Raw genomic sequence first — 18,505 nt, forward strand, 5'->3', positions numbered from 1 at the left:
CCCGACAGTCGGGGTCCGCCGCGTGGCCCACGGCCCTCCCTCCGCCGCCCCCTGCCGACCGGGGGGCGGGCCCGTCGGTGCGGGGTCGTCGGGCGGGCCCGTCAGTGCGCGACGCGCTCGGCCCGCAGGGCGGCCTGGACGGCGGCGCCGTCCTGCCACGCGTAGAGCCGGTTGCCCGTCAGGGTCACGTTGTAGTGGCCGCAGGAGCCGGTGACCTTCGAGACGACGCCCTCCGGGAACCAGCCCGCCTTGAGGGTGGCCGGTGCCGGGTGGCCACCGCGGCCGGATGCGGTGGCGGTGCACCCGGCGGGCAGCCTGCCCTCCGGCAGGGTGGCGATCAGCAGGCGGTCGTCGCCGGTGGTCGAGGCCAGGTACCGGACGGAGGAGGCGTTGTCCGGCAGCCAGGTCGGCACCGAGTGGCGGCCGGCCTTGGCCTCGCTGCCGCTGGCGTAACTGGACTGCTCCTGGTGCCGGCCGTCGTACCAGTCGACGACCCGAGGTCCGACCGCCACGGCCGCGGCGGCGACGGCCATGCCGGTGCCGGCCACTCCGAGTACGACCTTGCCCACGATGCCGTTCATGCCCGCCTGCCCTCTCCTCCTGTGGTGCCGCCCCGTGCGGCACCGCCACCACTGCTGTGCGGCGCGCCGTGCGACACCGCCCGCCCGGGCCGTTGCCCGAGCCGTTCTCCGGACCACTGCCCGGAGCACTTCCGTACCTCTGCCGGAACCGCTGTCCCCCGCGGCCGTCGCCGACCCGGTCCGGGGGCCGGCGCTCCGGTTGTCTCCCATCCTGGCCCGTCCGCCCCTGTCGGGACGTCACCAGCAAGTCGCGACCGTCCGCCGTCCTTGGGGGGTACGCCCTCCACCTTCAGGCGTACGCGAGGCCGTCCGGTCTAGGGGTTCACCCTGGTCGAGCCTGGCCCGGACGGGGCCGGGGCGCACCCGGCCGGGGCCGCCCGGGTGCGCGGGCCACCCGCTTGCCGGACACCGCACCGGGCCCGGCGTACCGGGCCCTCGTACCGGGGCCGTCCGACCGTCAGGCCCCGTCAGGCCCCGGCCGGGACGGGCCGGGCGACGGGGAACGGACGGCCGTCCAGGGTCCAGTGCGGGTCGATCGGCCGGCCGAGGGCCGCGTACACCTGGGCGGCGACGTCCGGGTGGCGGATCTCGCCGGTGGGCGGCGCGGCGGGGATGTCCGGCCCCGCGCAGGCGACCCAGGCGGTGCGCTCCTCGGGGGTGCGTCCGCCGTGGCCCCCGGCGTCGACGTGGCCGTGGTCCGTGACGACGATGATCGTCCACGCCTCGTCGGCGTAGCCGGGCCTGGCCCGGACCGCGTCGAGCAGGCGGCCGAGCCGTTCGTCGGCGGTGCGCATCGAGGCGCGGTACTCGTCCCCGCAGCCGAGGAAGTGGGCCGTCTCGTCGACGGCGCCGAGGTAGACGAAGGAGGCCTCCGGGTCGGCGGCGCGCAGGACGTCGACGGCCTCCCGGGTGACCTCCTCGTCGACGGCCTCCCAGGCTTCGGGGGTGTCCTCGGCGGGGGCGACGTAGCTGAGCCGGCCGGGTGCGCGGAACAACGGTCCGCCGGACTCGCCGATCACCAGCGGGTCCCAGCCGGCCGCGACGTAGGTGCGGCGGCGGTCCTGCCGGGCCAGCCGGGTGGTGAAGTCGGGGAAGACGTCGAGCCGGTTGCCGCCCAGGTGGTTGCCCCAGACGCCGTGCTTGGCGGGTTCGACGCCGGTGACGACGGTGGCCCAGCAGGGCCCCGACATGGTGGGCGTGGACTCCGCCACCGTGACGGGCGCCAGGAAGCCGGCCCCCGCGACCTCCGCCAGCCTCGGCATCGGGACCTGCTCCAGCAGGTCGTACCGGACGCCGTCGATTCCGACGACGAGGACCCGGGGCCGGGGGCGAGGCAGCGGTGGTACGGACATGAGGGCGGTGGTTCCTTTCGCGGTGCGGGTGCCGGACCCGCCCGCGAGGGCGTCACCGACCGCGTCATGCTTCACGCCTTTCCGGACCACCAGGTGTCCTCCGGCACAACGCCGGGTGGCCGTGCGGCGTCCGGTGTCACCGCGCGCGGGTCGTCGGATCGGGCGGCCGGGAGCCCGAACGGCCCGGTCACGACGCGGGCCTGAACTCGTGGACGACCTCGATGCGGCCGACGATGTGCCGGTTGAACTCGGGCAACTCCTCTGCGGGCACCCAGAGTTCGAGGATCGTCCGGCCGCCGGCCCGCCGCACGGGATAGCGGGCGAGGAACGCGGTCTCCACCTCGAACCGCGTGACGTAGCCGACCCCGGACGCGGGGACGTTCCAGTCGCGGGCGATGCGGATCGCGTAGTCCTCGTTCAGCACCGGGTAGAAGATCGGCTGGTCGGGGAGGCGGGGCGGCCAGGCGCGCCGGTCCGCGGCCTCGACCAGGGCCAGCTCCGCGGGACCGGTCGGGCGCCAGAGGGTCGTGGTGGGCGTGGCTGGGGTGACGGGCTGCGCCGTCGGGCCGTTCATGGTCACCGAAGGTATCCACGAACGGCCCGGCGGACGAACCGTTTTCCCGTGCGGTGCCGCCGCGGACGCCGCGCGGGACCGGCCCGGACCCGGCCGGTGGCGACGGTCCGCAGCCGGGACCGGCCGTCAGCGGTAGGCCGACTCTCCGGTGATGGTCTCCCCGAGGACGAGGGTGTGGATCTCACCGGTGCCCTCGTACGTGAGCACCGATTCGAGGTTGTTGGCGTGCCGCAGAACGGGGTACTCGGTGGTGATCCCGTTGGCGCCGAGCACGGTGCGGGCACTGCGGGCGATCTCGAGCGCGGCACGGACGTTGTTCAGCTTGCCGAAGCTGATGTGCGCCGGGCGGGCCGCCCCCTCGTCCTTGAGCCGGCCGATCCGCAGCGCGACCAGGTACGCCTTCTCGACCTCCAGCATCATCTCCACGAGCTTCTGCTGGGTGAGCTGGAACCCGGCGATCGGCCGGTCGAACTGGATCCGGCTCTTCGCGTAGTCGAGCGCGGTGGTGTAGCAGTCGCGGGCGGCGCCGACCGTACCCCAGAGGATGCCGTAGCGGGCCTCGTTGAGGGAGGAGAGCGGTCCGCGCAGGCCGCTGACGCCGGGCAGGACCGCGTCGGCGGGCAGCACGACCTCGTCGAAGGCCAGTTCGCTGGTGACGGACGCCCGGAGCGAGAGCTTGCCGTGCACGTCGGTCGCCGTGAAGCCGGTCGTGCCGGGTTCGACCAGGAAGCCCCGGACGCCGTCCTCGGTCTGCGCCCAGACGACGGCGACGTCGGAGACGCTGCCGTTGGTGATCCACATCTTGGAGCCGGAGAGCACCCAGTCGGCGTCCTCGCCGGCGCCCTTGCGGCGGGCCCGGGTCCGCATGTTCGCGGGGTCGGAGCCGAAGTCCGGTTCGGTGAGGGCGAAGCAGCCGATGAGTTCACCGGCCGCGAGACCGGGCAGCCAGCGCTGCTTCTGCTCCTCGGACCCGAAGGCGTGGATCGAGCGCATGGCCAGCGAGCCCTGGACGGAGACGAAGCTGCGCAGCCCGGAGTCGGCGGCCTCCAGCTCCATGCAGGCGACGCCGTAGGCGGTGGCGGTGGAGCCGGTACAGCCGTAACCGTCGAGGTGCATGCCGAGGACACCGAGGGCGCCGAGCTCCGGGGCGAGTTCGCGGGCCGGGAAGACGCCCCGCTCGAACCAGTCGCCGACGTGCGGGCGGATCCGCTCGTCGGCGAACCTCCGCACGGTGTCGCGGACGAGCCGCTCCTCGTCGGTGAGCAGGTCACCGACGGCGAGCAGGTCGGCGGGGTCGATCCTGGTCGGCTTCGCCATGGGAGCTCCTTGTTAGTCTCGACGGGTGCCGGTCGCAGCGCTGGGTACCGGCGAGTATTCCGCACGGGCCCTGCCTTCGGAGGGCCGGCGGCGAGGGAGTGAGCATGTACACAGTCCGGCGGCTGGCGGCGGGCGAACTGCGGGACTCGGCGGGGCCACTGGCCGAACTCCTGGTCGACACCGTCGGCAGCGGCTACTCCCTCGGGTTCCTCGCCCCGCTCGACGCCGCCGAGGCCGCCGGCTGGTGGCGGGCCCTGGCCCCGGACGTCGCGGCCGGCCGGCTGCTGGTCTGGGCCGCGCACCACGACGCGGACCACCGGATCGCGGGGACGGTGCAGCTGCGCCCGGCGACCCCCGCCAACGGCCGGCACCGGGCGGAGGTGGCCAAGCTGATGGTGCACCGGGCGGACCGGGGCCGGGGGCTGGCCGGCCGGCTGCTGACGGCACTGGAGTCGGCGGCCGTGGAACACGGGATCCGGACCCTGGTCCTGGACACCGAGACGGGAAGCCCCGCCGAGCGGCTGTACGCGGCGGCGGGCTGGACCCGGGTCGGCACCGTGCCGGACTACGCGACCGACCCGTCCGGGACGCCGCACGCGACGACCGTCTTCTACAAGGCACTGCCCGCGGAACCGGCCGCCGGGGCGGACGTCCGCCCCGGCCGGGACAAGCTCTAGGATGACCGCTCTCGCACACGGGCGGGATGCGGGGGGACGTGACGAGACGTGAGGGGTGGACCGTGACGCGTTGGGCATTGGTCGTCCAGGAGACCGACGGAATAGGCGACGACCGGATCTGGGGCACCAAGGTGCTCGCCGAGATCGAGGGCAGCCGCGAGGACGCCCTCGCCGAACTGCGGAAGCTGGTCCCGTCGTACACGCCGCAGCACCCGTTCAACAGCCGCCGGCGCACGCTGCTGCGGGACGGCGACACCTACATGCTGATCTCCCGGGGGAGCATGCGGGACTACCACTGCGTCTTCAAGGTGTGGGAGCTGCTGTGGGACAGCAAGCGCCCGGAGGTCCAGCAGGAGCGGCTCACCGACGGAACCCGCTGAGCATCGGCTCAGGAGACCCCGGCGAGCCGGAGCAGCGCCGTGGTCGCGGCGGCCGCCACCACCACGAGCGGGAACGGCGCGCGGCGCAGCACGAGGACCCCGGCCACCAGGACGCCGGCGGGGCGGGCCCAGCCCGCGAAGTCGTGGCCCTGCGTGAAGGTTCCGGTGGCGACCAGGGCGACCAGCAGGACGGCGGCGGCCACGGCGAGCAGGTGGCGTACGCGGTCCGAGACGGTGAGCCGGTCACCGAGCAGCGGGCCGGCGATCCGGAACGCGTAGGTGCCGGCGGCCAGCAGCAGGACGGCGAGCAGGGGCATCAGTGGACCTCCTCGGCGAGGGGGGTCGGCCGGCTGCGGTCGGCCGCACCTCCGGCACTGTCGGCGGGGGCGGACGGGGCCGCGTCGCCGGACGGGCCGGCCTTCGCGGCGGAGTCCGAAGGGCAGCCGGCCGGGTCCGCGGGGACGGCGGTATCGGCGGGCCGGGCGGGATCGGCGGGGCGCCGGGCGAACAGCAGGCCGGCCAGGGCGAGCAGGACCGGGACGCCGGCCGGCAGGAACGGCGTGGCGGCCACCGCGACCACGGCGCCGGCCAGGGCGGCCGTCCGGGTGCGGGGGTCGGTGAGCGACGGCAGGACCAGGGCGAGCAGCACGGCCGGGAAGGCCGCGTCGAGACCGAGCGCGTCGGTGTCACCGATCATTCCGCCGGCCGCGGCGCCGACCAGCACGGAGGCGTTCCAGACGCCGAACAGGGCGAGGCCGCAGACCCAGTACGCGGCCCGGCGCCGCCGCCGGTCGGGCTGGAGCAGGGTGAAGGCGACGGACTCGTCGGTCAGGAGCTGCGCGCCCAGCAGTCTCCGCCACCAGGGGCCGTCGAGCACGCCGGCGACGGTGAAGCCGAAGGGCAGCAGGCGCGCGTTGAGCACCAGTCCGGTGGCGACGGCGGCGAGCGCGCCGCCGCCGGAGAGGACGACACCGATGGCCGCGAACTGGGCACCACCGGCGAAGACGAGGACGGACATGACGACCGGCACCCAGAGCGGGAGACCACCGGAGACGGTGATCGCCCCGAACGAGGCGCCGACCAGGGCGTCGGCGAGACAGACCAGGGCGATGTCACGGAGCGTGGAACGTTCCAGGGTTCGGAGGAGCGAACGCATGTCCAGTAGAGTGAACCCCATGGCTGCCGTTCGTCAAGGCGAACGCTTGGACCTGTGGAGCGAACGCGGATGAGTGACACCAGCGACGGGATCCCCCCGACCGACCGCCCTGCCCGGCCCTCCGGTGCCGGCGCCGGCAGCGGCCAGGGATCACACCCGGGCTCCGCCACCGGATCGGAGCTGATCGGGCTGATCGCGGCGTCCATCCGGCGCGAGCGCGAGCGCACCGGCCTGTCGATGGCCGAGCTGGCCCGGCGCGCGGGGATCGCCAAGTCGACGCTCTCGCAACTGGAGTCGGGCGCCGGCAATCCCAGCGTCGAGACGCTCTGGGCGCTCGGCGTCGCCCTGGACGTGCCGTTCAGCCGGCTCGTCGACCCGCCGCGCCCGGTGGTCCGGGTGGTGCGGGCAGGCGAGGGCCCGGTCACCCACTCCGAGCGGGCCGACTACGCCGCGACCCTGCTCGCCTCCTGCCCGCCCAACGCCCGCCGCGACATCTACCGGATCGACGCCCAGCCCGGCGAGACCCGGGCCTCCGACCCGCACATGACGGGGACGGTGGAGCACGTCCTGCTGGGTGCCGGACGGGCGCTGGCCGGGCCGACGGAGGCACCGATCGAACTGGGGCCGGGCGACTACGTGAGCTACCCGGGGGACGTCCCGCACGTCTTCCGGGCGCTGGAACCCGGCACCCTCGCGGTGATCGTGATGGAGCACATCTGACCGGACGTCGGACGGGTTCCGTCCGGCTCACACCCGCAGGACCCTCAGGTCCTCAGGTCCTCAGCCCCTCACGCCTTCACGCCCTCACGCCCTCACGCCCTCACGCCCTCACGCCCTCACGCCTTCAGAAGCCGGTCGAGGAAGGGGTTGCCGAAGACCCGGTGCGGGTCGTGCCGGTCGAGCACCGCGATCGCCTCGTCCCACCCGGGCCCGCCGCCGTCCCGGTGGCTGGCGGGGATGACCCGGTCGAGGACGTCCGGGTCCGCCCAGGCCGCGTCCTCGGTGTAGGCCCAGCCCTTCGACCACTCGACGCGCAGACCGGCCCTGGTGCCGTCGAAGGAACGCAGCAGGGCCTGTTCGAGGTCCCTGCCGAAACGGTGCAACCCGGGCGTGTTGGGGAAGCCGAGCACGTCGAGCCAGACGGCGGTGTCCCACTCGGGCCGGTCGGGACGCGGGCGCAGCGCGGAGAGCAGCGGCGGGCGCGCCCCGGGCACCCCGGACCACGCGGGGTCGTCCAGGCCGGTGACCCGGATCTCCACCGCGCCGTTCACCGGGAACTCGCCCCGCGCCCGGTAGGCGTCGAGCAGCGTCCGGTACCGGTCGGCGAACTCGGCCACCACCCACTGGAGATCGGCCCGACGGGCGAGGATCGCGTAGCCGTTGGCGGTGACCCGCAGGGTGGTGGGCCGCACGTACTGGAGCAGGGTGCGGGACGGACCCCAGAGGTCGGAGCGCAGGCCGCCGGCGAGCAGGTGGGTGAGCACCTCGCCGGTGAGCAGGTCGCGGATCAGACCGCCCGAGAGCAGGATGTCGGTGATGTCGCCGGTGAGCGCCACCTTGGCGATCAGGTACTGGAGTTGCCCGAAGAGCGGGGCCACGGCCCAGGAACCGCCGACGAGTTCACCGGCCAGACGGGCGACGGGCTCCGGAATCGAGTCGGAGAAGGGGTAGTTGTAGGGCTCGTCGACGGCGCGGGAGCCGAACGGGCGGGTCGGGGCGACGCTCCAGGTCTTGAGCCAGGGGCGGTCGGTGTAGGCGAACCAGATGGCCTCGGCGCGGCCGTCCCGTTCGACGAAGTCGGCGAAGGTGCGCGGCCGGCCGGCGGTACCGGGCCGGGCGAAGAGTTCGGCGGCCGGGATGTCCAGCCGGCTGACGCAGCGCAGCGGCCGGTCGGCACCGGCCCGGAGGACCACCTCCGTGAGGAACGCCCGGCCGAGGTGGACCAGGAAGGCGGCGCTGTCGGCCTCGGACCGGTCGAAGGTGCGCAGGGCGTACCGGTCGGTGGCCGGGTCGTGGACGACGGCCGTGAGCCGGGTGACCTGGTTGCTGACCGAACCGTAGCCGTGTCCGTCGGGCCGGAGTTCGCCGGCCGCGGGGACGGCGGTGCCGTGGCCGCCGATCGCGAGCACGCCCCCGACGGTCAGTTCGCCCGGGGCCGGCACGGCGGTGAGGCCGAGACCCCGGCCGGCCAGGTGGGCGAGCAGGTCCTCCATGGTGGCGCCGGTCTGGACCCGGACGGTGGTGGGAGAGTCGGCGGTGATCGCGGTGAGGTGGCGGGTGGTGTCCAGCAGCAGGACGCGGGCCGCCCCGGGGGTGCCGTCGGCGACGGTGAGCGGTGCCCAGGTGTGCCGGTACCCCTGGGGGCGCAGCCGCCAGCCGTGGGCGCGCGCCCAGTCGGCGAGCGCGGGGATCTCCTCGGGGGTGCGCGGGGCACAGGTCCAGAGCTGGTCGGTGCGGACCTCGCCCGACCAGTTCTGGTAGACGCTCCGGGTGATCTCGGTGCCGGCGGGCAGGTCGGGCGGGGGCGGGAGGGCGGGGAGGGTGGCGGCCTCGGCGCCGTCCGGTCCGACGGTGCCGCGCAGCAGCCAGGCACCGGTGCCGAGCGCGGCGGTGGCGCCGAGGAGACGCCGACGGCTGAGGCCGGTCGGGGCGCCCCGGCCAGGGCGGCCGTCGTGGTGGCCGACGCCGCCGGGGTCGCCGCTACCGTGACCGTCCCTGCCGCTGCCGCTGCCGCTGCCACGATCGTCGTGCTGTGGTGTCGCCATGCCCGCCCCTGTCGATCGGCCCCGGCGGACCGGGGCCCGGATGGTTCCCCCGGTTCGGGGCGAGCGTACGGAGCGGACCGTTCGGGCACGGGGCGACGCCTCGCGATCTTCACTCGATCAGGTGAACCTTGCCCCGTTCTGCGACAGGCTCGTAGGTTAAGAGTGATCACCATCCCGGATCACGCCCGATCACTCTCGATCCCACCTGATCACGCCCGGAGGCCCCACCGTGCCCGCGCCCTCGTCCGAGCCCGTGTCCGCATCCGCATCCGCATCCGAGTCGGCTCCGCTGACCGTCGCCGTCGCCCAACCCGTCTGCGCGGAGTCCGGCCGGCCCGACACGGTCGTCCTCAACGTCGAACGGCACGCCGCCACCGTCCGGGAGGCCGGGACGCGCCTGGTGGTGTTCCCCGAGTTCTCGCTCACCGGGTACGACCTGGACGCACCCGCCCTCGCTCCCGGTGATCCCAGGCTGGCGCCCCTGGTCGCGGCCTGCGCCGAGACCGGCTCCGTCGCGCTGGTCGGCGCGCCGGTGGCGGACCGGGACGGGCGCGAGTACATCGGCACGCTGGCCGTCAGCGGCCAGGGCGTCGAGGTCGCCTGCCGGAAGACCCACCTGCACGGGCAGGAGGTCGAGCGGTTCGCCCCGGCCGGGACGCCGTCCGTCCTGGAGCTGGACGGCTTCCGCCTCGGCCTCGCCGTGTGCGCCGACGTCGCCGAGCCCGGGCACGCCGAGCGGACCGCCGGGCTCGGGATCGACGCCTACGTCGGCTCCGCCCTGTACGGGGTGAGCGAGTCGCAGCTGGCCAGGCGCGACAGCCACATGCGCGAGCGGGCCACCGCCCACGGGGTGTGGGGCGTGCTGTCCACCGGCGCGGGCGCCAGCGGCGACTTCACGGAGACCTCGGGCGGCTCCGGCGTCTGGGCGGCGGACGGTTCGCTGGTCGTCCAGGCCGGCGACGGCGCGGGCGAGATCATCCGCGTCGAGCTCCGGTAGGCCCCTCCCGGGGCGGCTCCGACGGCGCCGCCCCGCCGCCGCAGCAGCCCTGCTCCGGGTTCGGAAATACCCGGGGCCCGCGCGCGGCTGTGGTGATCGGAAGCGGGACCCGGAACCGGGACCCGGACCCCAGACCCCAGACCCGAGAGCGAGGGCCCGGGAACGGGCGCCGTACGGCCGTCGGACGGCCGGGGAACGGCGCCCGCCCGGACCGACCAGGAGGTGCGGCGCGCGATGGCCGACGAGCAGGAGTACCGGACCGAGCACGACTCGATGGGCGAGGTGCGGGTGCCCGCCGCAGCGAAATGGCAGGCGCAGACGCAGCGGGCGGTGGAGAACTTCCCGGTCTCCGGCCAGCGCCTGGAGCGGGCGCACATCGCCGCGCTGGCGCGGATCAAGGCCGCCGCCGCCCGGGTCAACGCCCGGCTCGGGGTCCTGGACGAGGAGACGGCCGAGGCCGTCGCGGCCGCCGCCGACGAGGTCGCCACCGGGCAGTGGGACGCCGAGTTCCCGGTGGACGTGTTCCAGACCGGCTCGGGCACCTCGTCCAACATGAACGCCAACGAGGTGATCGCCACCCTCGCCGGCGAGCGGCTGGGCCGGCCGGTCCACCCCAACGACCACGTCAACGCCAGCCAGTCCTCCAACGACGTGTTCCCCTCCTCGATCCACATCGCCGCCACCGCCGCCGTCACCCACGACCTGATCCCGGCGCTGGAGCACCTCGCGGAGGCGCTGGAGCGCAAGGCCGCGGAGTTCGCGCTGGTGGTCAAGGCCGGCCGGACCCACCTGATGGACGCCACGCCGGTCACCCTGGGCCAGGAGTTCGGCGGGTACGCCGCGCAGGTCCGGCACGGGCGGGAGCGGCTGCTGGCCACGCTCCCCCGGGTGGCCGAACTCCCTCTCGGCGGCACGGCCGTGGGCACCGGCATCAACACCCCGCCCGGGTTCGCGGCGGCCGTGATCGAGGAGGTGGCGCGCGCCACCGACCTGCCGCTGACCGAGGCGAGGGACCACTTCGAGGCGCAGGGCGCACGGGACGGACTGGTCGAGCTGAGCGGCCAACTGCGCACCGTCGCAGTCGGGTTCACGAAGATCGCGAACGACCTCCGGTGGATGGGATCCGGCCCGCGCACCGGCCTCGGCGAGCTCAACCTGCCGGACCTGCAACCCGGCTCGTCGATCATGCCGGGCAAGGTGAACCCGGTGCTGCCCGAGGTGGTGCTGATGGTCTCCGCCCAGGTGATCGGCAACGACACGACCGTCACGGTGGCCGGGGCGAGCGGCAACTTCGAGCTCAACGTGATGCTCCCGGTGATCGCGCGCAACGTCCTGGAGTCGGTCCGGCTGCTCGCCAACAGCGCCCGGCTGCTGGCCGACCGCGCCGTGGACGGCCTCACCGCCAACGTCGAGCGGGCCCGCGAGTACGCCGAGTCGTCGCCCTCGGTGGTCACCCCGCTGAACCGGTACATCGGGTACGAGGAGGCGGCGAAGGTCGCCAAGCAGGCACTGGCCGAGCGGAAGACGATCCGGCAGGTGGTGCTGGAGCGCGGGTACGTGGAGCAGGGCCGGCTCACCGTCGAGCAGTTGGACGAGGCCCTGGACGTGCTGCGGATGACGCGGCCGTAGGACAGCACCCGGGGCGCGGACGGCGGCCTCGCCGTTCCGCGCCCCGGGTCGGGCTTCCCGTGATCGTCAGCCCCTGGCCCGACCGGCCCGGCCGCGCCGCATCGATGCTCCGTTCGACGTCATGGTGGCCATCGAGATGGCGGCGAGCCCCAGCAGGAACATCACGCCGCCCGCGATCATGCAGGTGACGATGTTCTTGCCGCGGTCCACCTCACCGGAGACGACCCACGGAGAGATGATCGTCCACGCGCCGAGCAGGGTGGCCGCCCAGGCCCGCGCGTGGGTGCGTTCGTACGCGGAGCCGTAGCCGGCCATCAGCACGCAGTAGGCGAGTCCGACGATCAGGCAGGTGACGGTCAGCGTGTTGAAGGCGGTGAAGCCGATGATCCACGGCGAGGCCGCCAGGAACAGACCGGCCAGCACGGCCAGGGCCTCGACGGCCTGGGCCCGCGGAGTGAGGGTGAGTCGCTCGTAGTGCTCCCGTAGTTCGACGATGTCCGGATGGTGCTCCATGCCCATCGGAATCTGGGTAGACACCGATACCACCTCCTAGGTTCGGCACATGGAGGGCGCTAGCCCAGTACCATTCTGGCGCCGTTCGACCGTTTTGCACCTTTTCACCCCGGAAGCTACCCTGCCCCGCCGCTCTCCCCGACGACCCCCGACGGCCCGGGTGACCTCCGTCTCACCCTCGCGCGCCGCCATTGCCTATGCAACTCGGTGCATAGCAGGATGCCGTTCATGGCACTGGAGCACGCGATCCTCGTCTCGCTGCTGGAGCGGCCCGGCTCCGGCTACGAACTGGCCCGGCGCTTCGACCGGTCCATCGGCCGCTTCTGGACCGCCACGCACCAGCAGATCTACCGGGTGCTGCGGCGGATGGAGACGGACGGCTGGATCTCCGTCGAGGAGGTCGCCCAGGACGGCCGACCGGACAAGAAGGTGTACTCGGCGGCCCCGCCCGGCCGGGCCGCACTCGCCGGCTGGCTGCGCGAACCCGTCGAACCGGAGACCGTCCGGCACGAGCTGGCCGTCCGGATCCGGGCGGTGGCCTTCGACGACCCGGCCGCGCTGATCCCCGAGGTCGAGCGGCACCGCGACGGCCACGCCGCCCTGCTCGCCCGCTACCTGCACGGCGAGCAGCGGGACTTCCCGGCCCCGGACGCCCTCGACGCCCGGCAGCGGCTCCAGCACGTGGTGCTGCGCGGCGGGATCGAGTACGAACGCATGACCCTCGCCTGGCTGGACGACGTGCTCGCCACCCTGCACGACCTCGCCGGTGCCGACGTGGACGGCCGGTCCGCCGGCCCGGCGCGCACCGGCCCGGCCGGCGGCACGGACCCCGCCGACCGCACCGGCGGCTCCGCCGCCGACACCCCCTGACACCCCTCCCCACCCTCGACACTCCCGGGAGCCCGCGATGCTCTTCAACCCGCGCACCTACGACCCCACGCAGTTCGACGAGCCGACCCGCCGGCTGCTGCGCACGACCGTGGACTGGTTCGAGTCGCGCGGCAAGAAGGCGCTGATCGACACCTACGTCGACCGCACCTGGTACGCCGACTTCCTCGACTTCGCGGCGAAGGAGGGCCTGTTCGCCGAGTTCCTGACGCCCTCGGCCGCCGACCCGGCCAAGCGCTGGGACACCGCGCGGATCGCCGAGCTCAACGAGATCCTCGGCTTCTACGGCCTGGGCTACTGGTACACCTGGCAGGTCACCATCCTGGGCCTCGGCCCCGTCTGGCAGAGCGAGAACGAGGCCGTCCGGGCCCGCGCGGCGAAGCTCCTGACGGAGGGCCACGTGATGGCGTTCGGGCTCTCCGAGCGCAGCCACGGCGCCGACATCTACTCCACCGACATGATCCTCACCCCGGACGGCGACGGCGGCTTCACCGCCACCGGCTCCAAGTACTACATCGGCAACGGCAACGTCGCGGGCCTGGTCTCGGTGTTCGGCCGCCGCTCCGACGTGGACGGCCCGGAGGGCTACGTCTTCTTCGCCGCGGACAGCCGCCACGAGGCGTACCACCTCGTCAAGAACGTGGTGAACGCCCAGATGTACGTCAGCGAGTTCCGCCTGGACGGGTACCCGGTCCGCGCCGACGACGTGCTGCACACCGGCAAGGCCGCCTTCGACGCCGCCCTGAACACCGTCAACGTCGGGAAGTTCAACCTCTGCACGGCCTCCGTCGGCATCTGCGAGCACGCGATGTACGAGGCCGTCACGCACGCCCGGAACCGGGTGCTGTACGGCCGGAACGTCACCGACTTCCCGCACGTGCGGCGCGAGCTGACCGACGCCTACGCGCGGCTGGTGGCGATGAAGCTGTTCTCCGCCCGCGCGGTGGACTACTTCCGCACCGCCTCCCCCGAGGACCGCCGCTACCTGCTCTTCAACCCGATGACCAAGATGAAGGTCACCACGGAGGGCGAGAAGGTCATCGACCTGATGTGGGACGTCATCGCGGCCAAGGGCTTCGAGGCGGACACCTACTTCGACAAGGCCGCCAAGGACATCCGCGGCCTGCCGAAGCTGGAGGGCACCGTCCACGTCAACCTGGCGCTGATCCTCAAGTTCATGGCCAACTACCTGTTCGACCCGGCCGAGTACACCCCGGTGCCCGGCCGCCGGGACGCCGCCGACGACACGTTCCTGTTCCGGCAGGGTCCGGCCCGCGGCCTCGGCTCGATCCGCTTCCACGACTGGCGGACCGCCTACGACGCGCACGCGCACGTCCCGAACGTCGCGCGGTTCCGCGAGCAGGCCGACGGCTTCTGCGAGCTGCTGCTGACCGCCGCGCCGAGCACCGAGCAGCAGGCCGACCTCGACTTCCTGCTGGAGATCGGGCAGCTCTTCGCGCTGATCGTCTACGGCCAGCTGGTCCTGGAGCAGGCCGCCCTGACCGGACTGGACGCCGACCTGCTCGACCAGGTCTTCGACGCGCTGGTGCGGGACTTCTCCGCGCACGCCACCGAGCTGCACGGCAAGGCGTCGACGACGGACGCGCAGGCCGCGTGGGCGCTGGCGCACGTCCGCCGCCCGGTCGCGGACGGCGCGCGGGCGGCGAAGGTGTGGGGCATGGTCGAGGCGCTCTCCGGCGCGTACGAGATGCAGCCGTAGCCGCACCGGGTGGTCCCGGGGGTGCCGGCCGGCCGGCACCCCCGGCGCCGTCAGAAGGTGAGCTTCCAGCTGTCGACGTAGCCGGTGTCCTGCCGGCCGATGTCCTGGACCTTCAGCTTCCAGGTGCCGTTGGCGGCCACGGCGGACGCGTTCACCGTGTACGTGGTCTGCACGTTGGGCGCGGAGTCGTTGCCGCTGGCGTCCTTCAGGCGGAAGGCGGTGCCGTTCGGCGCGACCAGGTCGATGACCAGGTCGCCGCGCCAGGTGTGCTTGATGTCCACGCCGACCTGGAGCGCGGCCGGCGCGTTGCCGGTGCGGCCCGTGACGGCGACGTCGGAGGTCACCGCCGCCCCGTAGTCCGGGATCTGCACGTCGGCGGTGTTCTCGAAGACCGTACCGGTGGGCGGCGTGGTGCTCCCGGCGGCCAGGTTCCAGATCGCGTACGCGATGGCGTCGCTCATCCGGTCCAGCGCGGTGTCGTTGATGTTGGCGGTGGTGTCGCAGGAGGAGTGGTAGCAGCGGTCGAACGGCTGGCCCGCCGTTCCGCCCCACTTCGCGGCCTGCGCGCTGGTCTTGGTGTAGTCGGCGCCGCTGAACAGGCCTCCGACCCGGATGCCCGCGTCCTGGAACGGCGCGTGGTCGGACCGGCCGTCACCCTCGAAGTCCTGCTCGGTGCTGATGCCGAGACCGGCGAAGTAGTTCCGGAACAGGGCGTCGAGCGTGCTGTCGTAGCGGTAGGTGAAGTAGCCCGGGTTGGGCGAGCCGATCATGTCGAAGTTCAGGTACGTGTCGATCTTCGAACGGTCCGCGGCGGACAGGCTGTTCACGTAGTTCTTGGAGCCGATCATGCCGTACTCCTCGGCGCCCCACCAGCCGAACCGCAGGTGCTTGGAGGGGGTGAGTCCGGCCCGGGAGACGGCGAGCGCGGTCTCCAGGACACCGGCCGAGCCGGAGCCGTTGTCGTTGATGCCCGGACCGCCGGTGACGGAGTCCAGGTGGGCGCCGGCCATCACGACGTGCGAGGTGTCGCCACCCGGCCAGTCGGCGATCAGGTTGTAGCCGGTCGCGCCGTTGTAGCTGAAGGTCTTCAGTGTGGTGGTGTAGCCGGCCGCGTCCAACTTGCCCTTCACGTAGTCGATCGAGGCCTTGTAGCCGGTTCGGCCGTGGGCGCGGTTGCCGCCGTTGGCCGTGGCTATCGACTGCAGCTGGGCGAGGTGCGCCTTCACGTTGGCGACCGGGATGTCGGGGGCGGCGGCGAGGGCCGGACTCACGCCCGCCGAGGCGGCCCGGACGGCCGGGGCTTCGGGGGCCGCGACGGCGGCGGGGGCGAGGAGGGCGGCGGCGAGGGTGACCACGGCTGCGGTCGGCAGGGTGGTTCGGCGCAGGCGGAATCGCCGCGGGGCGCGCTCGGTCAAGGGAGGCTCCGGTTTCTGATGGGGCAGAACGGAAGCGCGGCACTTCGCGGGTAAGCGGGGTCGGGTCGCGAAGTTGACGCGACCATGATGATTGGGCCAAGTCGCGGACCCGTCAAGAGGGGAGGCCCGACGAGGGGAGCGGGCGGGCCGGTGACGGCGGCCGTTCGGCCACCTCCCGTCACGCGCCGCCGCCGGCCGTCGGACGCTCCCCGACGACCCCCACTCGCCGTCGGCCGACCGCCGTCGACTACCCGGCGGCCCCTACCCGCCCTCGGCTACGCGTCGTCCGCTTCCGGCGTGCGGGGCAGCGCCGCCCGGACGAGCGCCCCGCCGTCGTGGTTGACCGCCGTGAAGCCGCCGCCCAGCTCCTCGGCACGCTCGGCCATCGAACGCAGCCCGACGCCGGACCCGTTCGACCGGTACCCCGCCCCGCCGCCGCCCTCCGCCCGGGCCTCGGGGAACCCGCAGCCGTCGTCCCACGCCTCGACGACGACGAGGTCCGGCCGGACCCGCAGGGTCAACCGGGCCTTGGCGGCACCCGAATGACGCAGGACGTTGTTCAGCGCCTCCCCGCTGATCCGCAGCACGGCCACCTCGACGGCGGCGGGCAGCGCGGGTGGCGGATCGGGATCGAGCACCAGGGAGATCCGCACCCGCGGCCCGTCCAGCTCCGCGACCAGCCGCCGCAACGCGACCGCCAGCCCCTCCCCCGCCAGCGCGGCGGGCGCCAACCCCTCCGTGATCCGGCGGAGTTCGACGATCGCCTGACCGATGCCGGCCGAGACGGCGCCCAGCGACCGGGCCGCCGCGGAGTCCTGCGGCACGGCGGCCCGTGCGGTGTCGACGCCGAGCCGCAGGCCGGACAGCGTGGGTCCGAGCCCGTCGTGCAGGTCGTGCCGGAGCCGTCGGCGCTCCTCCTCCCGGGCCAGCACGATCTGTCGCCGCCCGCTCTGGAGCTCCTCGTAGAGGCGCAGCGAGGCGATCGCGGGCGCGGCCTGGTCGGCGAGGAAGCGCAGCACCTCGTGGTCCTGGGCGTCCAGCTCGGGCTGTCCGGCGCGCGGCGGCGCGTACAGGTCGCCGATCACCGCGCCCTCGTAACTGAGCGGGAAGACCTGGCTGTTGGGTCCCAGCACGCCGACCGAGGCGAGTTCGAGCGGTCCGGTGCGGGTGTGCAGGACCACCCGGGCACCGGGCAGGCCGAGGGCGTTGACCACGGTGTCGCAGAGCAGCGGCGGCGCGTCGGACGGGCTGACGGCGCGGCTCAGGCGTTCGGCGAGCGCCCGCACCACCTGGTAGGGCCGGGCCCGGTCCCCGTAGTAGAACCGGTCGACGGCGCGCACCACCCAGCGGGTGGTGGGGCCGAGCAGTCCGCCGATGGCGAGCGCCCCGGCGGCCAGCAGCTGGGCGTCCGCGGTACTGGCCTGCGGCAGCAGACGGCGCAGCAGCAGGGCGATGCCGAGGTAGCCGGCGATGAGCAGCGCGGTGAGGGCGAGGACGCTGAACATCCGGCGGGTCGCCCGGTCGAGGTAGTGGGAGCGGTCACGGGTGAAGGCGTAGCCGACCGCACCGAGCATCCAGAGCGCCGATCCGGCGAAGTACGCGACCGCCGCGACGCTCTCGGAACTCCCCATCCGAAGCGCGATGTTGGTGGTGATCAGCCAGATCAGGTACGGCACGAGGACGGCGGTCACGGAGCGGTGCGGGCTCGCCGAGCGCCGCCAGCGGAGGGCCGCCACCGCGAGGCTGGTGACGACGATGCCCCAGGCGACCAGCGTCGCCCGCCACTCGCCGAGCGGCAGCCCCCGGCCGTCCGGGACCAGGACGTCGTCGAAGTACGGGAGCGGGCTTCCGAGGCGGACCACGCATGCGTGCAGGGCGCTCCACGCCGCGATCGCGGCGACGTAGAGGCGGCCGGGCCCACCCGGCAGCCGCCCTTCGGGCAGCCAGAGGGGGAGGGCGAGGGAGATGAAGATGAACAGGGTGACGGACGCGAGCAGCAGGGCCGCGCCGAGTGCCTCCACGACCGGGCCGGCGTCGGCCGCCGCGCCGGCGAAGAGGACGAACCGGGAGAGGCAGCCTCCGAGACCGGCGGCGAGCAGGCAGCGGCCGAGGCTGCGGCCGACGGGCGGGGCGGGTGCGACGCTCCCCGGCCGCGGGTGTTCCTCGGGGCCGGAGCGGTGGGCGAGGATGAGCAGCCCGGAGAGCGCGAAGGCGAAGCCGAGCAGGACGGTCTCGCCGTCGTGGAGGTAGAAGGGCGTGGCCCAGCGGGTGTCCTGGTGGGTGACGGCCAGCAGGACCCAGCCCAGGCCGCCGGCCAGCGTCAGCGCGCAGGCCCAGGCCGCCGGGGGCGGTCCCGCCCGTCGGGTCGCGGTCGGGCCCGGCGGCGCCGGGGCCGGACCGGCGGCCCGGGCCGACGCCCGGTCCGCCCTGTCCGGGGTGACAGCCGGTTCACTCATGGGTGGCCTCCTCCCCCGCATCCTCGGCGTCCTGCCGTCCCGGGGGCGCGGGTCCGCGGTCCGCTCCCGGCCCCGGGTCGGCGGT

Annotated in this window: 15 protein-coding genes and 2 pseudogenes; 7 read left to right on the top strand and 10 right to left on the bottom strand. The window is 74.0% G+C overall.

Annotation, left to right across the window (positions count from 1 at the left end):
• Positions 1-101: 101 nt before the first annotated feature.
• From ABZY91_RS04700 to ABZY91_RS04715, 4 genes and pseudogenes are all read right to left on the bottom strand, one after another.
• Positions 102-581 (bottom strand): hypothetical protein, encoded by a 480-nt coding sequence (locus ABZY91_RS04700; protein ID WP_329879478.1) that lies wholly within the window; start codon positions 579-581, stop codon positions 102-104.
• 509 nt (positions 582-1,090) lie between these two features.
• A pseudogene (locus ABZY91_RS04705) lies at positions 1,091-1,918 on the bottom strand (alkaline phosphatase family protein); the annotation flags it as partial.
• A 202-nt stretch (positions 1,919-2,120) separates the two neighbouring features.
• Positions 2,121-2,507 carry an ADP-ribosylation/crystallin J1 gene (locus ABZY91_RS04710; RefSeq protein WP_355399716.1) on the bottom strand — a complete coding sequence of 129 codons (387 nt, stop codon included), beginning with the start codon at positions 2,505-2,507 and terminating at the stop codon, positions 2,121-2,123.
• 126 nt (positions 2,508-2,633) lie between these two features.
• A complete protein-coding gene (locus ABZY91_RS04715; protein ID WP_355399718.1) occupies positions 2,634-3,824 on the bottom strand; it encodes an acyl-CoA dehydrogenase family protein in 1,191 nt (396 codons plus the stop codon).
• Between the two features lie 104 nt (positions 3,825-3,928).
• Between ABZY91_RS04715 and ABZY91_RS04720 the strand changes: the two genes are divergently transcribed.
• Both ABZY91_RS04720 and ABZY91_RS04725 read left to right on the top strand, forming a co-directional pair.
• The gene (locus ABZY91_RS04720) at positions 3,929-4,501 is read left to right on the top strand and encodes a GNAT family N-acetyltransferase (RefSeq protein WP_355399720.1); all 573 of its coding nucleotides are present in this window, start codon (positions 3,929-3,931) and stop codon (positions 4,499-4,501) included.
• A 62-nt stretch (positions 4,502-4,563) separates the two neighbouring features.
• Positions 4,564-4,881 (top strand): hypothetical protein, encoded by a 318-nt coding sequence (locus ABZY91_RS04725; protein ID WP_355399722.1) that lies wholly within the window; start codon positions 4,564-4,566, stop codon positions 4,879-4,881.
• An 8-nt stretch (positions 4,882-4,889) separates the two neighbouring features.
• On the opposite strand, the gene ABZY91_RS04730 is transcribed toward ABZY91_RS04725, so the two are convergent.
• Entirely contained in the window at positions 4,890-5,198 is a 309-nt protein-coding gene (locus tag ABZY91_RS04730; protein WP_355399724.1) for an AzlD domain-containing protein, read from the bottom strand.
• Complete coding sequence (locus tag ABZY91_RS04735) at positions 5,198-6,037, bottom strand: AzlC family ABC transporter permease (protein ID WP_355399726.1); 840 nt, start codon at positions 6,035-6,037, stop codon at positions 5,198-5,200. The genes ABZY91_RS04730 and ABZY91_RS04735 overlap by 1 nt, the downstream gene beginning before the upstream one ends.
• Positions 6,038-6,106: 69 nt before the next feature.
• On the opposite strand from ABZY91_RS04735, the gene ABZY91_RS04740 reads away from it, so the two are divergent.
• A complete protein-coding gene (locus ABZY91_RS04740) occupies positions 6,107-6,757 on the top strand; it encodes an XRE family transcriptional regulator (protein ID WP_355399728.1) in 651 nt (216 codons plus the stop codon).
• 116 nt (positions 6,758-6,873) lie between these two features.
• Here the strand turns inward: ABZY91_RS04740 and ABZY91_RS04745 are convergent, their stop codons facing one another.
• A complete protein-coding gene (locus ABZY91_RS04745) occupies positions 6,874-8,802 on the bottom strand; it encodes a cholesterol oxidase substrate-binding domain-containing protein (protein ID WP_355399730.1) in 1,929 nt (642 codons plus the stop codon).
• 253 nt (positions 8,803-9,055) lie between these two features.
• Here ABZY91_RS04745 and ABZY91_RS04750 point away from each other — a divergent pair, with 253 nt between their 5' ends.
• On the top strand, positions 9,056-9,799 hold the full coding sequence (locus tag ABZY91_RS04750) for a carbon-nitrogen hydrolase family protein (RefSeq protein WP_355399732.1): 744 nt from the start codon (positions 9,056-9,058) through the stop codon (positions 9,797-9,799).
• A gap of 234 nt (positions 9,800-10,033) precedes the next feature.
• Positions 10,034-11,428 (top strand): class II fumarate hydratase, encoded by a 1,395-nt coding sequence (locus ABZY91_RS04755; protein WP_329879468.1) that lies wholly within the window; start codon positions 10,034-10,036, stop codon positions 11,426-11,428.
• A gap of 66 nt (positions 11,429-11,494) precedes the next feature.
• On the opposite strand, the gene ABZY91_RS04760 is transcribed toward ABZY91_RS04755, so the two are convergent.
• Positions 11,495-11,965, bottom strand: coding sequence for an SPW repeat protein (locus ABZY91_RS04760; RefSeq protein ID WP_329879467.1), 471 nt, complete (start codon positions 11,963-11,965; stop codon positions 11,495-11,497).
• Between the two features lie 204 nt (positions 11,966-12,169).
• On the opposite strand from ABZY91_RS04760, the pseudogene ABZY91_RS04765 reads away from it, so the two are divergent.
• A pseudogene (locus ABZY91_RS04765) lies at positions 12,170-12,703 on the top strand (PadR family transcriptional regulator); the annotation flags it as partial.
• A gap of 145 nt (positions 12,704-12,848) precedes the next feature.
• Positions 12,849-14,549: an acyl-CoA dehydrogenase family protein gene (locus ABZY91_RS04770; RefSeq protein ID WP_355399735.1), complete on the top strand. Its 1,701-nt coding sequence runs from the start codon at positions 12,849-12,851 to the stop codon at positions 14,547-14,549.
• Between the two features lie 50 nt (positions 14,550-14,599).
• On the opposite strand, the gene ABZY91_RS04775 is transcribed toward ABZY91_RS04770, so the two are convergent.
• A complete protein-coding gene (locus ABZY91_RS04775) occupies positions 14,600-15,919 on the bottom strand; it encodes a M28 family metallopeptidase (RefSeq protein ID WP_355399788.1) in 1,320 nt (439 codons plus the stop codon).
• Between the two features lie 320 nt (positions 15,920-16,239).
• A complete protein-coding gene (locus ABZY91_RS04780) occupies positions 16,240-18,420 on the bottom strand; it encodes a histidine kinase (RefSeq protein WP_355399737.1) in 2,181 nt (726 codons plus the stop codon).
• Positions 18,421-18,505: the final 85 nt, after the last annotated feature.

It is taken from the genome of Kitasatospora sp. NPDC002965 (assembly GCF_040611255.1).
In the GTDB taxonomy this organism is placed as follows: Bacteria; Actinomycetota; Actinomycetes; order Streptomycetales; family Streptomycetaceae; genus Kitasatospora.